A 14,974-nucleotide genomic window follows, 5' to 3' on the forward strand; every position below is an offset into this window, starting at 1 on the left:
ATACTATGAGTCTGAATTTCCTTGATTTTGAACAGCCGATTGCAGAGCTGGAAGCAAAAATCGATTCTCTGACTGCGGTTAGCCGTCAGGATGAGAAACTGGATATTAACATCGATGAAGAAGTGCATCGTCTGCGTGAAAAAAGCGTAGAGCTGACGCGTAAAATCTTCGCCGATCTTGGCGCATGGCAGGTAGCCCAGCTGGCGCGCCATCCACAGCGTCCGTACACCCTGGATTATGTCCGCCTGGCATTTGATGAATTTGATGAGCTGGCGGGCGATCGCGCCTATGCGGATGATAAAGCTATTGTCGGCGGCATCGCGCGTCTGGATGGTCGTCCGGTGATGATCATTGGTCATCAGAAAGGCCGTGAGACCAAAGAAAAAATTCGTCGTAATTTCGGCATGCCGGCACCGGAAGGCTATCGCAAAGCGCTGCGTCTGATGGAAATGGCCGAGCGTTTCAATATGCCGATCATTACTTTCATCGACACCCCAGGGGCTTATCCGGGCGTGGGCGCGGAAGAACGTGGTCAGTCTGAAGCGATTGCGCGCAACCTGCGTGAAATGTCGCGTCTGAGCGTACCGGTAATCTGCACCGTTATTGGTGAAGGTGGTTCCGGCGGCGCGCTGGCGATCGGCGTAGGCGATAAAGTGAATATGCTGCAATACAGCACCTATTCCGTTATCTCCCCGGAAGGTTGTGCCTCCATTCTGTGGAAAAGCGCCGACAAAGCGCCGCTGGCCGCAGAAGCGATGGGGATTATCGCGCCGCGTCTGAAAGAGCTGAAGCTTATCGACTCTATCATCCCGGAACCGCTGGGCGGCGCGCACCGCAACCCGGAAGTGATGGCTGCGTCCCTGAAAGCACAGCTGCTGGCCGATCTCGCCGACCTCGACGTGTTAAGCAAAGATGATTTGAAAAACCGTCGTTACCAGCGTCTGATGAGCTACGGTTACGCGTAAACTGCATTAATTCTGAAAAGGGCCACAACGCTGTGGCCCTTTTTTTTACCTGTGGTTTCACCAGGCTATGATTAACTAAGGTTTTTCCAGGAGGAACGCATGAATATCATTGCCATCATGGGACCGCATGGCGTCTTTTATAAAGATGAGCCCATCAAGGAACTTGAGCGTGCGCTGCAACAGCAGGGGTTTCAGATTATCTGGCCGCAGAATAGCGTCGACCTGCTTAAGTTTATCGAACATAACCCACGAATTTGCGGTGTTATTTTTGACTGGGATGAATACAGTCTGGATCTGTGCAGTGATATCAACCAGCTCAACGAGTATCTCCCGCTCTACGCCTTTATTAATACCCATTCGACGATGGATGTCAGCGCGCACGACTTGCGCATGGCGCTGTGGTTTTTTGAGTATGCGCTGGGCCAGTCTGAAGATATTGCAACCCGCATCCGTCAGTACACCAGCGAATACCTCGATAACATCACGCCTCCTTTCACCAAGGCGCTGTTTACCTATGTGAAGGAAGGAAAGTACACCTTCTGCACGCCCGGACATATGGCGGGAACGGCGTATCAGAAAAGCCCGGTAGGCTGCCTGTTCTATGATTTCTTTGGCGGCAATACGCTGAAGGCCGACGTGTCTATTTCCGTGACTGAACTCGGATCGCTGCTGGATCATACCGGCCCGCATCTGGAAGCGGAGGAGTATATCGCGCGCACCTTTGGCGCCGAGCAGAGCTATATGGTGACCAACGGCACCTCGACGTCGAACAAGATTGTCGGCATGTATGCCGCGCCTTCAGGCAGTACGCTACTGATTGATCGTAACTGTCATAAGTCGCTGGCGCATTTGCTAATGATGAGCGATGTGGTGCCAATCTGGCTGAAGCCTACGCGCAATGCGCTGGGGATCCTCGGCGGTATACCTCGTCGGGAATTCACCCGCGCAAGCATTGAACGCAAGGTAGAAGAGACCCCTCAGGCACTATGGCCGGTACACGCGGTGATCACCAACTCCACCTATGACGGCCTGTTGTATAACACCAACTGGATCAAGCAAACCCTGGATGTGCCCTCCATTCATTTTGATTCTGCCTGGGTGCCGTATACCCATTTTCACCCGATCTATCAGGGGAAAAGCGGGATGAGCGGCGAACGGGTGCCGGGGAAAGTGATTTTTGAAACCCAGTCAACCCACAAGATGCTGGCGGCACTATCACAGGCTTCTCTGATCCACATTAAGGGCGACTACGACGAAGAGACGTTCAACGAAGCCTTTATGATGCACACTTCCACTTCCCCGAGCTACCCGATTGTCGCGTCGATAGAAACGGCGGCGGCAATGCTGCGTGGCAATTCAGGCAAGCGGTTGATCAATCGTTCGGTGGAGCGGGCGCTGCATTTCCGTAAAGAAGTGCAGCGGCTACGCGAAGAGTCGGATGGCTGGTTCTTTGATATCTGGCAGCCGGAAAGGGTAGATGAGGCGGAGTGCTGGCCGGTAGCGCCTGGTGAAGACTGGCACGGATTTGTTGATGCTGACGCCGACCATATGTTCCTCGACCCGGTGAAGGTCACCATTCTTACGCCGGGAATGGATGAACAGGGAAATATGAGTGAAGAGGGGATCCCTGCGGCGCTGGTGGCGAAATTCCTTGATGAGCGCGGCGTCGTTGTCGAGAAAACGGGACCGTATAATCTGTTGTTCCTGTTCAGTATTGGCATTGATAAAACCCGGGCGATGGGGCTACTGCGCGGCCTGACGGAATTTAAACGCTCGTACGATCTGAATTTACGCGTGAAAAATATGCTGCCGGATCTGTATGCCGAGGATCCCGATTTCTATCGTAATATGCGTATTCAGGATCTGGCGCAGGGGATCCATAAGCTGATCCGCCAGCACGATCTCTCCGGGCTGATGCTGCGGGCATTTGATACCTTACCGGAAATGAAAATGACCCCGCACCAGGCCTGGCAGCGGCAGATCAAAGGTGAGGTCGAAACGGTGGCGCTCGATCAACTGGTGGGGCGCATTTCTGCCAATATGATTCTGCCTTATCCTCCCGGTGTGCCGCTCTTGATGCCCGGGGAAATGATCACGGCCAAAAGTCGGGCTGTACTCGATTTTCTGCTGATGTTGTGTTCAGTGGGCCATCACTATCCTGGATTTGAAACCGATATCCATGGCGCTAAACTGGGTGAAGATGGCGTGTATCGCGTGCGAGTCCTAAAAATGGCATGACGACTTGCGTGAACCCATTACGCACGAGTAACGTGCTGGCAGAAAAACGAAAGAGGCGATGACGCTATGCTGGGATTAAAACAGGTTCACCATATTGCCATTATTGCGACGGATTACGCGGCGAGTAAGGCATTTTACTGTGATGTGCTGGGCTTTACGCTAATCAGCGAAGCCTACCGGGAAGAACGTGACTCGTGGAAGGGTGATCTGGCATTGAACGGTCAGTATGTGATTGAGCTTTTTTCTTTTCCATTTCCGCCTTGCCGTCCGAGCCGACCGGAAGCCTGCGGTTTACGCCATCTGGCGTTCAGCGTAGATGACGTGGAAAAAGCGATCGCGCATCTGGAAGCTCACCACGTGAAGTGCGAATCCGTGCGTATCGATCCGTTTACCGGCAAACGCTTTACGTTTTTTAACGATCCGGACGGATTACCGCTCGAACTGTACGAGCTGTAAGTCTTATCATTGTGGCATTAGCCCGGCAATGTGCTGGGCAATGCCATTGTAAGTAACCATCATGACGACACTCACGCTGAACACTTCACTGCTAAATTCTCAATCGATTCTGGTCGCCTTTAGCGGCGGGCTGGACTCCACCGTGCTGCTGCATCAGCTGGTACTGTGGCGAGCGCAAAATCCTGAGGTTGCCTTGCGCGCAATCCATATTCATCACGGATTAAGCCCGCAGGCAGACAGTTGGGTGCAACACTGTGAGTCGGTATGCGCACAGTGGCAGGTGCCGCTGGTGGTTGAACGGGTCCATCTTGAGGATGATGGTCTGGGCATCGAAGCTCAGGCGCGACGCGCGCGCTATCAGGCATTTGCGCAGACCTTACTACCGGGTGAAGTGCTGATGACCGCCCAGCATCTCGACGACCAGTGTGAAACCTTTCTACTGGCGCTAAAGCGCGGCAGTGGTCCTGCCGGGCTTTCCGCCATGGGCGAAAGCTCACCATTTGCCGGAACCCAACTGATTCGACCGCTGCTGGCGCAAACGCGAGAGGCGCTTGAAGCATGGGCGCGACAGCATGAATTATGCTGGATCGAAGATGAAAGTAATCAGGATGATGCCTACGATCGCAATTTTCTCAGATTGCGCGTTACCCCGTTGCTCCAACAACGATGGCCGCACTTCGCGCAAGCCGCAGCCCGTAGCGCCGCGCTGTGCGCCGAGCAGGAGAGTTTACTGGATGAACTGCTGGCCAACGATTTAGCCGACTGCGTGACTGCCCAAGGCACGCTGTTACTGGCACCGTTAATGATGATGAGTGGCGTGCGGCGTGCCGCTCTGCTTCGTCGCTGGTTGGCGGGGGTAAATGCGCCGATGCCTTCCCGGGACGGGCTGGAACGTATCTGGCAGGAAGTGGCGTTGGCGCGAGAAGATGCTTCCCCCTGTTTTCGTCTAGGAGAATATGAGGTCCGTCGCTATCAGTCACAGCTATGGTGGGTCAAATCGGTCGACGGGCAAAGCGAAACAGTCATCCCGTGGTCATGCCGGGATACGCCGTTGACGCTGCCTGCCGGGTTAGGCTCGGTGCAGCTAATCTCTGCTGGCGAATTGCGCATGCCGCAAGCAGGTGAAGCGATCAGTATTCGTTTTAAAGCGCCAGGCGTATTGCATATTGTCGGGCGTAACGGTGGACGTAAATTAAAGAAAATCTGGCAGGAGCAGGGGATCCCGCCCTGGCGACGAGATACCACGCCGTTGTTGTTTTACGGTGAAACCTTGATTGCGGCTGCGGGTGTTTTTGTGACGCGTGAGGGTGCGGCGGTAGATGAAGAAGGTATGAGTCTGATTTGGCATGCCTGATGGCGGTGCGATTATCAGGCCTGGTCATTTAGGCCTGATAAGGCGCAAGAAAAGTTAAGATTCGCTGACGACCACGGTACCGATTTGCGGGTGGCTGAAGCTGGCAATTTTATCGAGACGAAGCTCCCGGATTTCACCTGCGACATCTGCGACCAGATACTCCACGTTTTTGCGTGAAACCAGGTCATTCGCTTTCGCCTGCAAAACTTCGCCATCTTTTAGCGCCAGCGTCAGTAACAAATGGTTCTGGCAGGCGAGTTCAAGATTGTCGTAATCATCACAATTGATGGGTTGATACGTTTCATTCATTGACATAATCGCTCACCAGTAAGTTGGCGGCAGCATAGGCCGCTTTTTCCCTGACCGACTCTGGAAGGGCGCTGTCTGCCGCCACTTCATTAAGCACCTTCAATACGCAACCCAGCGCATCCGGGATATACCCTAAGTCTCCGCTGGCGATTTCCGCGTACCGCTTGCGTATTAACTCACAATATTTTTCCACATGCCCTCCTGTCAGCACTCTGACTTAACCGTGGATGCAAGTCTAAGCCTACGAAGATAAACTCTGTTTAGCAAGGTGACTATACCATACTCATTCAAGCAATATCAGCGCCTTGATTGAGGAGCTGTTAGCAGCCTTTTGCCGCAGTTTTCGCTACAATGAGCGCCTGATTCGAAAGGAGTTCTCTCATGGCGCTTAAAGCGACAATTTATAAAGCCGTCGTCAACGTAGCGGATCTCGACCGCAACCAGTTCCTTGACGCGGCCTTGACGCTGGCGCGTCATCCCTCTGAAACCCAGGAGCGCATGATGCTGCGCCTGCTGGCCTGGATTAAATATGCCGATGAACGGCTGCAGTTCACGCGTGGCCTGAGTGCTGAAGACGAGCCTGAAGCATGGCTGCGTAACGACCATCTGGGCATCGATCTCTGGATTGAACTGGGTCTGCCGGATGAGCGTCGTATTAAAAAAGCCTGTACCCAGTCTGGTGAGGTTGCTCTGTTTACTTACAACAGCCGTGCGGCCCAGATCTGGTGGCAGCAAAACCAGAACAAGTGTGCGCAGTTTAAAAATCTCACCGTGTGGTATCTGGATGATGAACAGCTGGCGCAACTGAGTGATTTTGCTGGTCGTACAATGGCGCTGCAGGCAACTATCCAGGATGGCGCTATCTGGCTGTCTGATTCTCAGAACAATCTGGAAATTCATCTGACCGCGTGGCAGCCGCGTTCATGATTGTTATCTCCCGAAACGTCTCTATCCCTGACAGTGAGCTGGAAATCACGGCGATTCGGGCACAGGGCGCGGGCGGTCAGCACGTTAACAAGACCTCGACGGCTATCCACTTGCGCTTTGACATTCGGGCCTCAGGCCTGCCAGAGTATTACAAGGAACGTCTGCTGGCCGCCAGCCATCATCTGATTAGCAGCGATGGCGTTATTATCATAAAGGCGCAGGAATACCGTAGCCAGGAGCTAAATCGGGAAGCGGCAATCTCCCGACTGGTGGCGGTGATAAAAGAATTAACCGCGGTGCAAAAAAGCCGACAGGCAACACGTCCTACGCGCGCCTCGAAAGAGCGCAGGTTGTCATCGAAGGCGCAAAAATCCACAGTGAAAGCACTGCGTGGGAGAGTTCGTCGAACGCAAGACTGACGAGCGGGAATAAAAAATTATAAGGAATTCATAGTGAAAACAGCAATATTGTCCGTGGTCGCTGCATGCACGCTTTTTTCCTTGATCGGCTGTAACAACCGTACTGAAGTCGATGTACTACAGCCGACGCGGGCGGCAGAATTAAAACCGATGCAGCAAAGCTGGCGTGGCATTTTGCCTTGCGCGGACTGCGAAGGAATTGAAACCTCTCTGTTTCTGGAAAAAGACGGCACATGGGTGATGAACGAACGCTATCAGGGCGTGCGGGATGAACCGTCCTCCTTTGCCTCTTATGGTACATGGGCGCGCACTGCCGATAAGCTGGTGCTGACTGACAGCAAAGGTGAAAAGTCGTACTACCGGGCAAAAGGTGAAGCGCTGGAGATGCTCGATCGTGAAGGTAACCCGATTGAGTCACAGTTCAACTACACGCTTGAGCCAGTTTCCGCCAGCTTACCGGTGACGCCAATGCCGATGCGGGGGATGTACTTCTATATGGCTGACGCGGCAACCTTCACTGATTGTGCGACGGGTAAAAGAGTCTCTGTCGCGAACAATGCACAACTGGAGCGAGATTATCTGACTGCGCGTGGTGCAACGGATAAGGCAGTTCTGCTTACTGTGGAAGGGCACTTCACGATGGAAGAAAATCCTGATACGGGCACACCAGTGAAAACCTTAAGAGCGGATAAAGAAATTAAGTTTATCCCTGGCCAGAGTTGCGATGATTAATCTGCAGCTTATAAAAACTGTCCGGCGATCGCCCGGACAGTTTTTCCTTATCGGATCAATCCAACAAAACGGCTGGTTTTGATATAAATCCCTAACTTCAGGTGGCCGATATACTGTAGCTGCGTTTCAGACTTAAACGCGGAAATGTCACCTTCGCGCATATGCATCAGGTCGGAAGGGCTAATCCAACCCGGCTGCGCCATTGTTAGCGGATGCCCGGCTGTGGCAAACGCATCGGTTACAAATTCGGAGCAAAACCACGCCTTCTTTTCTCCTTCGCTGGTATTGTTCAACTGTGCTTTTGCCAGCCCGCTGACGCATTGCTGGCGAAAATCCTCTGAGAAAGGATTCAATGAACATATTTGCCGGGTCACCATAAACGGAATAAATTCGACGATGCCGCGGTAGTTATAGCCGCTATCTTTGATTTTATAAGCGAATGTTTTGATTTCTTCGGCCTGCTGCGGTGTGAGGTTGGGGACCCGCAGAGCAAAAAGCTTATCGCTGTGATTTTCAGCCTTTTTAAGCGAAATGATTTGTACTCCCGCCCCGGTCGCTTCGGCAACTTCATTATCGCCAAGGTAAACAGCGACATGGCTGACAGAAGAGGTGCTGAACGCGCGAATACCAAATGAGGTCACCCCAAGACTCGAGGAAAACAGCAGATCGCCCGGCCTGAGGTCGGTATCCGTAATTTCATGCAGCGCTTGATCGGTAAATGAGCTTTGATGCTGGAGTTTTATCTCCCATTTCTTTGCCTGGGCATCAACAGCGGTTGCTGATGAATTTTGCTGACTGACGTCAATCGTGCAGGCTGAAAGCAGAAGAACGAAGGGGAGGAGCAGGCGGTAATACGCCGTTGGTTTAGCCATTTTATACAATCCATGTAAAAAAGGCCCTGATCCTCAGGGCCTTGTGCTGGTATTAGCCTTTAATAGCTTTGACCAGGTAGTCGACGATGTCGCCGGTTTTAATCAGCTCTTTCTCGCCGTTACGACGGTATTTGTATTCGATATCGTCGTTGTCGAGGTTACGGTCGCCCAGCACGATGGTATGCGGAATACCGATGAGCTCCATATCAGCAAACATCACGCCTGGACGCTCTTTACGATCGTCCATCAGCACTTCAATACCCTGCGCGCGCAGCTCCGCGTACAGCTTCTCAGCCAGCTCCTGCACACGGTAGGATTTGTGCATGTTCATCGGCAGAATAGCAACCTGGAACGGGGCAATGGCGTCTGGCCATACAATGCCGCGATCGTCGTAGTTCTGTTCAATCGCGGCAGCCACAACGCGAGTGACCCCAATACCGTAGCAGCCCATGGTCAGCGTCTGGTTACGACCATCTTCTCCCTGAACGGCGGCTTTCATCGCTTCAGAGTACTTGGTACCCAATTGGAAGATGTGGCCCACTTCGATACCGCGTTTGATCATCAGCGTACCTTTGCCATCCGGGCTTGGATCGCCGGCGACCACGTTACGAATGTCAGCCACTTCCGGGGTGGCCACGTCACGATCCCAGTTGATACCGAAATAGTGTTTACCGTCGATGTTGGCACCGGCAGCAAAATCACTCATTACTGCAACGGTACGGTCGATAACCACCGGAATCGGCATGTTCACCGGACCCAGAGATCCAGGACCTGCTTTAACCAGCGCACGAATTTCTTCTTCGGTGGCGAAGGTCAGCGGGCTGGCAACCTGCGGCAGTTTTTCCGCCTTGACTTCGTTCAGCTCGTGATCGCCACGAACCAGCAGCGCAACCAGCGGGTAGCTGCTGCCTTCAACCGCTTTCACCAGCAGGGTTTTCACGGTTTTCTCGATAGGCAGGTTGAATTGTTCAACCAGCTCGGCGATGGTTTTAGCGTTCGGCGTATCAACCAGCGTCATTTCCTGCGTTGCAGCGGCGCGCGGTTCTTTCGGTGCAACAGCTTCGGCAAACTCGATGTTTGCCGCATAGTCGGAAGAGTCAGAGAAGATCACATCGTCTTCACCGCTCTGCGCCAGCACCTGGAATTCGTGAGAGGCGCTGCCGCCGATAGAACCGGTATCCGCTTGTACCGCACGGAAATCCAGCCCCATACGGCTGAAGATTTTGCTGTACGCAGCGTACATCGCGTCGTAGGTTTCCTGCAGAGATTCCTGAGAGGTGTGGAAAGAGTAGGCATCTTTCATCAGGAATTCGCGGGAACGCATCACGCCGAAGCGCGGACGCACTTCGTCACGGAATTTGGTCTGGATCTGATAGAAGTTCAGCGGCAGCTGTTTGTAAGAGCTCAGCTCATTACGGATCAGGTCGGTGATCACTTCTTCATGCGTTGGGCCGAGTACGAACGAACGATCGCCACGGTCAGCAATACGCAGCAGTTCCGGGCCGTATTGTTCCCAACGGCCGCTCTCTTCCCACAGTTCAGAAGGCTGAACGACCGGCATCAACACCTCGATCGCACCGGCGTTGTTCATCTCTTCACGCACGATGTTTTCGACTTTTTTCAGGACGCGCACGCCGGTCGGCAGCCAGGTATATAACCCGGAGGCCAGCTTGCGGATCATCCCGGCGCGCAGCATCAGCTGGTGGCTGATGACCTCGGCGTCGGCAGGTGTCTCCTTCAGAGTGGAGAGCAGATATTGGCTAGTACGCATGTTGTTACGGTTCCAGTTGAACGATCGAACAGGCTCAAAATGAGCCTGGCACAAAACAAAAGTGGTTTAGTTTACCAGCGAGAAGGGGATGTCAAAAGAGTACGCGATGCAAATTAGCGGGCTTCCAGAGCAAAGACCTCAAATCCTGACGGCGTCACGCGCCAGCGGACGTTAAAGTCCAGCAACCAGACGGCATAGGTTTTGCCTTCTTCCTCGTTTTTACGGTAGGCAGGACGCGGATCCTGCGCCAGCACTTCGGCAATAAACTGACGAAGATGCGGGTAACGCTGTTCGAGCTTTGGGAGTTGCTCAGCGAGCTCTTCACTGAACGTCACGTCTACACTGGCCTGCGGCGCGTCCTGAGCATAGCTGGCGCGAGCATCAGGCAGCGATTCGGCAAACGGCAGATACGGTTTTATATCCACTACCGGCGTGCCATCAACAAGATCCAGCCCGCCGAGCTCAAGGATTACGTGCTCTTTATGGCAACGGATGCCCCGCAGCTCAACCAACGACATGCCAACAGGGTTCGGACGAAACGTTGAACGCGTGGCAAAGACGCCCATTCTGGCATTGCCGCCAAGACGGGGAGGGCGCACGGTTGGACGCCATCCACCTTCCATTGTCTGGTGAAAAACAAAAATCACCCACAAATGGCTGAAGGCTTCCAGGCCGCGAACGGCATCGGCCTGGTTATAAGGTGCGAGCAAATGCAGTTCACCGCTGGCACTTTTTACCAGACCAGGCTGGCGTGGAACGGCGAACTTTTCTTTATAAGGTGAGCGGATAACGCCTATTTGCTCGAACTGAAAATGGCTCATTTCGCCGAAATGTTCAGTGCAGAACCGATGCAAACCGCCTGGCGATAGCAACCCGGCGTTCCGCTGGTTACTTCGCAACTGTGCAGTAATACCGCATTTGCTTTCATTTTAGATGCGTTAATCTGCATGCGTTTGCGTGCGGTTGGAATGCTCGGCGGTGAATCCTGGTTGGATGCCTGGCAGGATTCGCCGCTGACTTCGCCGAGATCGCGGAACGGTTTGCCAACTAAATCTTCAGCGTTAGTAATGATTCTTACCGGCGCCGCGCGCGGTGCTTTGGGTTTTTCCGGCTCCGCTTTAGGCGGGGTAGCGGTGCTTTGAACGGGTTCAACAGGGGATCTGCTTAACATAGAACAGCCGCTCAGCATGAGTGCTACTAAACAGATCGGTAAAGCACGCATAATATTTCCTCAATGAATGATCTAAACGTCAGATATTGAATCAGGTGCTTGCATAAATGACAAGACGGGCAAGCGCCCGTCCTGATGATATTACAGATTCTGGAAACAGCCTAAAATTACCAGCCCTTAACAGCACCACCGTTGAAGACTTTGTTTGCTGCTTCGTACACTTCGTCAGACTGGTATGCCTGAACGAATTTCTTCACATTCTCAGCATCTTTATTGTCTTCACGAGTCACGATCAGGTTTACGTACGGAGAATCTTTATCTTCAACAAAGATACCGTCTTTAGCTGGGGTCAGGCCGATCTGGCTGGCGTAGGTCGTGTTGATGACCGCCAGTGCGATTTGTGCATCGTCCAGGGAACGCGGCAGCTGCGGCGCTTCCAGTTCAACCAGCTTCAGGTTTTTCGGGTTTTCAATCACGTCCAGCGCGGTCGGCAGCAGACCAACACCGTCTTTCAGTTTGATTAAGCCCACTTTTTGCAGCAGCAGCAGGGAGCGGCCAAGGTTAGTCGGATCGTTTGGAATCGCGACCTGAGAGCCTTCCTGCAACTCATCCAGTGATTTGATTTTTTTAGAGTAGCCCGCAATCGGGTAAACAAAAGTATTACCTGCGGCAACCAGTTTGTAGCCGCGATCTTTGATCTGTTGATCCAGGTACGGTTTGTGCTGGAAGGCGTTAGCATCAATATCGCCTTTGCTCAGTGCTTCGTTAGGCAGGACGTAATCGTTAAACGTGACCAGCTCAACGTCCAGACCGTATTTTTCTTTAGCCACTTTCTGCGCGACTTCTGCGACCTGCTGTTCTGCGCCAACAATAACGCCCACTTTGATGTGGTTAGGATCTTTTTCATCCTGACCGCAACCCACAAGTGCCAGAGAACCGATCAGGGCTCCAACTGCCGCAAAGGTTTTGAATTTGAACGCCATGCTTATTTCCTTTTCTTAATGAGTTTTTAGTGTTGTGTGCAACGTTATTTGTGCGTGACAGCCCGGACGATGCGATCGCCGGATAACTGAATTAAATAAACCAGAACGACGAGCAATACCAGCACTGTATTCATGACGGTAGCGTTGTAGCCAATATAACCGTACTGATAACCAATCTGGCCAAGACCACCGGCACCGACGGCACCGCCCATCGCGGAATAACCCACCAGCGTGATAAGGGTGATGGTGGCCGCATTGACCAGTCCAGGCAGTGCTTCTGGTAATAATACCTTACGTACAATTTGCAGCGGCGTGGCGCCCATTGCACGCGAGGCTTCAATCAGCCCGGTCGGGATTTCGAGCAGCGCGTTTTCCACCATACGGGCGATAAACGGCGCGGCGCCGACGGTCAGCGGGACGATAGCGGCCTGCAGTCCAATAGAGGTGCCAACGATCATGCGGGTGAACGGAATCATCCACACCAGCAAGATAATGAACGGGATGGAACGGAAAATATTCACCAGTGCAGAGAGCGTGCGGTAGAGCTTCGCGTTCTCAATGATTTGCCCCGGCCGCGTTACGTACAGCAACACACCAACCGGCAGGCCAATCACAAAACCAAAAAAACCGGACACAAAGGTCATTGCCAGCGTTTCCCATACGCCGCGAACCAGTAGCCACATCATCGGCTCAGACATAACCCAGTACCTCTACTTTTACATGGTGTTCCTGCAACCAGTTAATGGCTGCTTGTGTATCTTCCTGTGTGCCGTGCATTTCAGTCAGCATGATGCCGAACTTCACGCCGCCGGCGTAATCCATCTGCGCGCTAATAATGTTGTTATTCACGTTAAAGCGACGGGCCGTCTCAGAAAGTAATGGCGCATCAACCGAATGACCGGTGAATTCCATGCGCAGCATTGGCACGCTGTCGGCTTCTGGCTTTGCTTTTAAACGTTCCAGATAATCTTCCGGGATATCCAGGTGTAGTGTGGACTGGATAAATTTCTGTGCCAGCGGCGTTTTCGGGTGGGAGAACACTTCGCTGACGGTGTCCTGCTCAATCAGCTCACCATTACTGATGACCGCCACGCAGTCACAAATGCGTTTTACAACGTCCATCTCATGGGTAATCAGCAGAATGGTGAGTCCCAAACGACGGTTAATGTCTTTCAATAATTCCAGAATCGAGCGGGTTGTTGCCGGATCAAGTGCGCTGGTGGCTTCATCACACAGCAACACTTTTGGATTGCTGGCCAGCGCACGCGCAATCGCCACTCGCTGTTTTTGTCCGCCGGAAAGGTTGGCCGGGTAGCTGTCGTGCTTGTCGCCAAGACCGACTAAATCCAGCAGTTCTGTTACACGGCGTTTGATCTCTTCCTTTGGCGTGTTATCCAGTTCCAGCGGCAGCGCGACGTTGCCAAACACAGTACGGGAAGAGAGCAGGTTAAAGTGTTGGAAAATCATGCCGATTTGACGGCGAGCTTTAGTCAGCTCGGATTCAGAAAGCGTCGTCAGCTCCTGACCGCCAACCTGAACACTGCCTTCGGTTGGGCGTTCAAGTAAGTTAACGCAGCGAATGAGCGTACTTTTACCGGCACCGGAGGCGCCAATGACGCCATAAATCTGCCCGGCAGGAACGTGCAGGCTGACTTTATTTAGCGCCTGAATGGTGCGAGTCCCCTGCTGGAACACTTTGGTGATATTCGAAAGTTTAATCATTGGTTATTTATTATCATAATTAAGTTAGCCGTGGCATTTTCGTCTGTCTGTGACGGTCGAAGCCGTCAACAAGATGGATGTTAAGGCATCCAGACGTCTAAATCAATCTAGCTTTGCACGATGAGCACTTTCTTGCCCGCCGAAACATGCGATACTAGAGCCACATGCCTTATTCAGGAGCTATAAAAGGTGGCAAAATCTGTACCCGCAATTTTTCTCGACCGCGACGGCACCATTAATGTGGACCACGGTTACGTACATGAGATTGACGAGTTCGAGTTTATCGACGGCGTTATTGATGCCATGCGTGAACTTAAAAATATGGGTTACGCGCTCATTATCGTGACAAACCAGTCTGGTATCGCTCGTGGCAAATTTACTGAGGCACAGTTTGAAACGTTGACCGAATGGATGGACTGGTCGCTGGCCGATCGCGACGTTGATTTGGATGGTATCTACTATTGCCCGCATCATCCGCAGGGCACAGTAGAAGAGTATCGTCAGGTCTGCGACTGTCGTAAACCGCATCCTGGAATGTTGATCTCCGCCCGAGACTTCCTGCATATCGATATGGCCGCTTCCTATATGGTAGGCGACAAGATAGAAGATATGCAGGCAGCAGCAGCGGCGAATGTTGGAACGAAGGTTCTGGTGCGCACGGGCAAACCTGTTACGCCGGAAGCAGAAAATGCGGCAGATTTGGTCATAAATAGTCTGGCAGACCTGCCAATGGCGATAAATAAGCAGCAAAAGTAAGCGCAATGGATAAAAGGTGAGCGGTTGAAACAAAAATGCATTTTTCCGCTTGTCTTCCTGAGTCGACTCCCTATAATGCGCCTCCATCGACACGGCGGATGTGAATCACTTCACACAAACAGCCGGTTCGGTTGAAGAGAAAAACCTGAAAATGAGGGTTGACTCTGAAAGAGGAAAGCGTAATATACGCCACCTCGCGACAGAGCGCTAAAGCGCGTCGCAACTGCTCTTTAACAATTTATCAGACAATCTGTGTGGGCACTCGAAGATACGGATTCTTAACGTCGCAAGACGAAAAA

The 14,974-nt window shown here is 52.6% G+C and carries 17 protein-coding genes; 8 read left to right on the forward strand and 9 right to left on the reverse strand.

The features are described 5' to 3' along the window. Positions 1-5 precede the first annotated feature (5 nt). From accA to tilS, 4 genes are all read left to right on the forward strand, one after another. Positions 6-965, forward strand: a complete 960-nt coding sequence (gene accA / locus N0B36_RS11890; protein WP_003018513.1) for an acetyl-CoA carboxylase carboxyl transferase subunit alpha — start codon at positions 6-8, stop codon at positions 963-965. Positions 966-1,064: 99 nt separating this feature from the next. Then, on the forward strand, positions 1,065-3,203 hold the full coding sequence (gene ldcC / locus N0B36_RS11895) for a lysine decarboxylase LdcC (RefSeq protein ID WP_016151770.1): 2,139 nt from the start codon (positions 1,065-1,067) through the stop codon (positions 3,201-3,203). A gap of 66 nt (positions 3,204-3,269) precedes the next feature. Then, positions 3,270-3,659, forward strand: coding sequence for a VOC family protein (locus N0B36_RS11900; RefSeq protein ID WP_016151771.1), 390 nt, complete (start codon positions 3,270-3,272; stop codon positions 3,657-3,659). A gap of 61 nt (positions 3,660-3,720) precedes the next feature. After that, a complete protein-coding gene (tilS, locus tag N0B36_RS11905; RefSeq protein ID WP_259688174.1) occupies positions 3,721-5,013 on the forward strand; it encodes a tRNA lysidine(34) synthetase TilS in 1,293 nt (430 codons plus the stop codon). A gap of 54 nt (positions 5,014-5,067) precedes the next feature. Here tilS and rof read toward each other — a convergent pair whose 3' ends face one another. After that, positions 5,068-5,328, reverse strand: a complete 261-nt coding sequence (gene rof, locus N0B36_RS11910; RefSeq protein WP_016151773.1) for a Rho-binding antiterminator — start codon at positions 5,326-5,328, stop codon at positions 5,068-5,070. Continuing rightward, positions 5,315-5,515 carry a YaeP family protein gene (locus N0B36_RS11915; protein WP_003018499.1) on the reverse strand — a complete coding sequence of 67 codons (201 nt, stop codon included), beginning with the start codon at positions 5,513-5,515 and terminating at the stop codon, positions 5,315-5,317. The genes rof and N0B36_RS11915 overlap by 14 nt, the downstream gene beginning before the upstream one ends. A gap of 188 nt (positions 5,516-5,703) precedes the next feature. Here N0B36_RS11915 and N0B36_RS11920 point away from each other — a divergent pair, with 188 nt between their 5' ends. Genes N0B36_RS11920 through nlpE form a run of 3 tightly spaced genes read left to right on the forward strand, consistent with a single transcriptional unit; the run spans position 5,704 to position 7,400 of the window. Then, positions 5,704-6,249 (forward strand): YaeQ family protein, encoded by a 546-nt coding sequence (locus N0B36_RS11920; RefSeq protein ID WP_046275338.1) that lies wholly within the window; start codon positions 5,704-5,706, stop codon positions 6,247-6,249. Further along, positions 6,246-6,668: an alternative ribosome rescue aminoacyl-tRNA hydrolase ArfB gene (gene arfB / locus N0B36_RS11925; protein ID WP_016151775.1), complete on the forward strand. Its 423-nt coding sequence runs from the start codon at positions 6,246-6,248 to the stop codon at positions 6,666-6,668. The genes N0B36_RS11920 and arfB overlap by 4 nt, the downstream gene beginning before the upstream one ends. A 30-nt stretch (positions 6,669-6,698) precedes the next feature. Beyond that, the gene (nlpE, locus tag N0B36_RS11930) at positions 6,699-7,400 is read left to right on the forward strand and encodes an envelope stress response activation lipoprotein NlpE (protein WP_087121852.1); all 702 of its coding nucleotides are present in this window, start codon (positions 6,699-6,701) and stop codon (positions 7,398-7,400) included. 47 nt (positions 7,401-7,447) lie between these two features. Here nlpE and N0B36_RS11935 read toward each other — a convergent pair whose 3' ends face one another. The 7 genes from N0B36_RS11935 to metN form a co-directional block, all read right to left on the reverse strand. Continuing rightward, entirely contained in the window at positions 7,448-8,272 is an 825-nt protein-coding gene (locus N0B36_RS11935) for a YaeF family permuted papain-like enzyme (RefSeq protein WP_053389214.1), read from the reverse strand. Between the two features lie 52 nt (positions 8,273-8,324). Then, positions 8,325-10,043 (reverse strand): proline--tRNA ligase, encoded by a 1,719-nt coding sequence (proS, locus tag N0B36_RS11940; RefSeq protein ID WP_016151778.1) that lies wholly within the window; start codon positions 10,041-10,043, stop codon positions 8,325-8,327. 113 nt (positions 10,044-10,156) lie between these two features. Further along, positions 10,157-10,864 (reverse strand): tRNA (N6-threonylcarbamoyladenosine(37)-N6)-methyltransferase TrmO, encoded by a 708-nt coding sequence (tsaA, locus tag N0B36_RS11945; protein WP_047417110.1) that lies wholly within the window; start codon positions 10,862-10,864, stop codon positions 10,157-10,159. Then, on the reverse strand, positions 10,861-11,265 hold the full coding sequence (gene rcsF, locus N0B36_RS11950) for an Rcs stress response system protein RcsF (RefSeq protein WP_016151780.1): 405 nt from the start codon (positions 11,263-11,265) through the stop codon (positions 10,861-10,863). Before rcsF ends, tsaA begins: the two co-directional genes overlap by 4 nt. 116 nt (positions 11,266-11,381) lie before the next feature. Then, positions 11,382-12,197: a methionine ABC transporter substrate-binding lipoprotein MetQ gene (gene metQ / locus N0B36_RS11955; protein WP_006686809.1), complete on the reverse strand. Its 816-nt coding sequence runs from the start codon at positions 12,195-12,197 to the stop codon at positions 11,382-11,384. Between the two features lie 44 nt (positions 12,198-12,241). Next, entirely contained in the window at positions 12,242-12,895 is a 654-nt protein-coding gene (locus N0B36_RS11960) for a methionine ABC transporter permease MetI (protein ID WP_003018471.1), read from the reverse strand. After that, positions 12,888-13,919 carry a methionine ABC transporter ATP-binding protein MetN gene (gene metN, locus N0B36_RS11965; RefSeq protein ID WP_016151782.1) on the reverse strand — a complete coding sequence of 344 codons (1,032 nt, stop codon included), beginning with the start codon at positions 13,917-13,919 and terminating at the stop codon, positions 12,888-12,890. Before metN ends, N0B36_RS11960 begins: the two co-directional genes overlap by 8 nt. 189 nt (positions 13,920-14,108) lie before the next feature. Between metN and gmhB the strand changes: the two genes are divergently transcribed. Then, the gene (gene gmhB / locus N0B36_RS11970) at positions 14,109-14,675 is read left to right on the forward strand and encodes a D-glycero-beta-D-manno-heptose 1,7-bisphosphate 7-phosphatase (protein ID WP_259688175.1); all 567 of its coding nucleotides are present in this window, start codon (positions 14,109-14,111) and stop codon (positions 14,673-14,675) included. Positions 14,676-14,974 lie beyond the last annotated feature (299 nt).

The sequence above is a fragment of the Citrobacter sp. XY323 genome (assembly GCF_025106035.1).
GTDB classification, from domain to species: domain Bacteria; phylum Pseudomonadota; class Gammaproteobacteria; order Enterobacterales; family Enterobacteriaceae; genus Citrobacter; species Citrobacter braakii.

Excerpts from the sequence above, each read along its gene's own strand:
- ldcC (WP_016151770.1), top strand. The coding sequence starts at position 1,065 with ATGAATATCATTGCCATCATGGGACCGCATGGCGTCTTTTATAAAGAT.
- rof (WP_016151773.1), bottom strand. The coding sequence starts at position 5,328 with ATGTCAATGAATGAAACGTATCAACCCATCAATTGTGATGATTACGAC.
- accA (WP_003018513.1), top strand. The coding sequence starts at position 6 with ATGAGTCTGAATTTCCTTGATTTTGAACAGCCGATTGCAGAGCTGGAA.
- proS (WP_016151778.1), bottom strand. The coding sequence starts at position 10,043 with ATGCGTACTAGCCAATATCTGCTCTCCACTCTGAAGGAGACACCTGCC.
- tsaA (WP_047417110.1), bottom strand. The coding sequence starts at position 10,864 with ATGAGCCATTTTCAGTTCGAGCAAATAGGCGTTATCCGCTCACCTTAT.
- N0B36_RS11920 (WP_046275338.1), top strand. The coding sequence starts at position 5,704 with ATGGCGCTTAAAGCGACAATTTATAAAGCCGTCGTCAACGTAGCGGAT.
- N0B36_RS11900 (WP_016151771.1), top strand. The coding sequence starts at position 3,270 with ATGCTGGGATTAAAACAGGTTCACCATATTGCCATTATTGCGACGGAT.
- rcsF (WP_016151780.1), bottom strand. The coding sequence starts at position 11,265 with ATGCGTGCTTTACCGATCTGTTTAGTAGCACTCATGCTGAGCGGCTGT.
- metN (WP_016151782.1), bottom strand. The coding sequence starts at position 13,919 with ATGATTAAACTTTCGAATATCACCAAAGTGTTCCAGCAGGGGACTCGC.
- metQ (WP_006686809.1), bottom strand. The coding sequence starts at position 12,197 with ATGGCGTTCAAATTCAAAACCTTTGCGGCAGTTGGAGCCCTGATCGGT.
- N0B36_RS11960 (WP_003018471.1), bottom strand. The coding sequence starts at position 12,895 with ATGTCTGAGCCGATGATGTGGCTACTGGTTCGCGGCGTATGGGAAACG.
- arfB (WP_016151775.1), top strand. The coding sequence starts at position 6,246 with ATGATTGTTATCTCCCGAAACGTCTCTATCCCTGACAGTGAGCTGGAA.
- N0B36_RS11935 (WP_053389214.1), bottom strand. The coding sequence starts at position 8,272 with ATGGCTAAACCAACGGCGTATTACCGCCTGCTCCTCCCCTTCGTTCTT.
- tilS (WP_259688174.1), top strand. The coding sequence starts at position 3,721 with ATGACGACACTCACGCTGAACACTTCACTGCTAAATTCTCAATCGATT.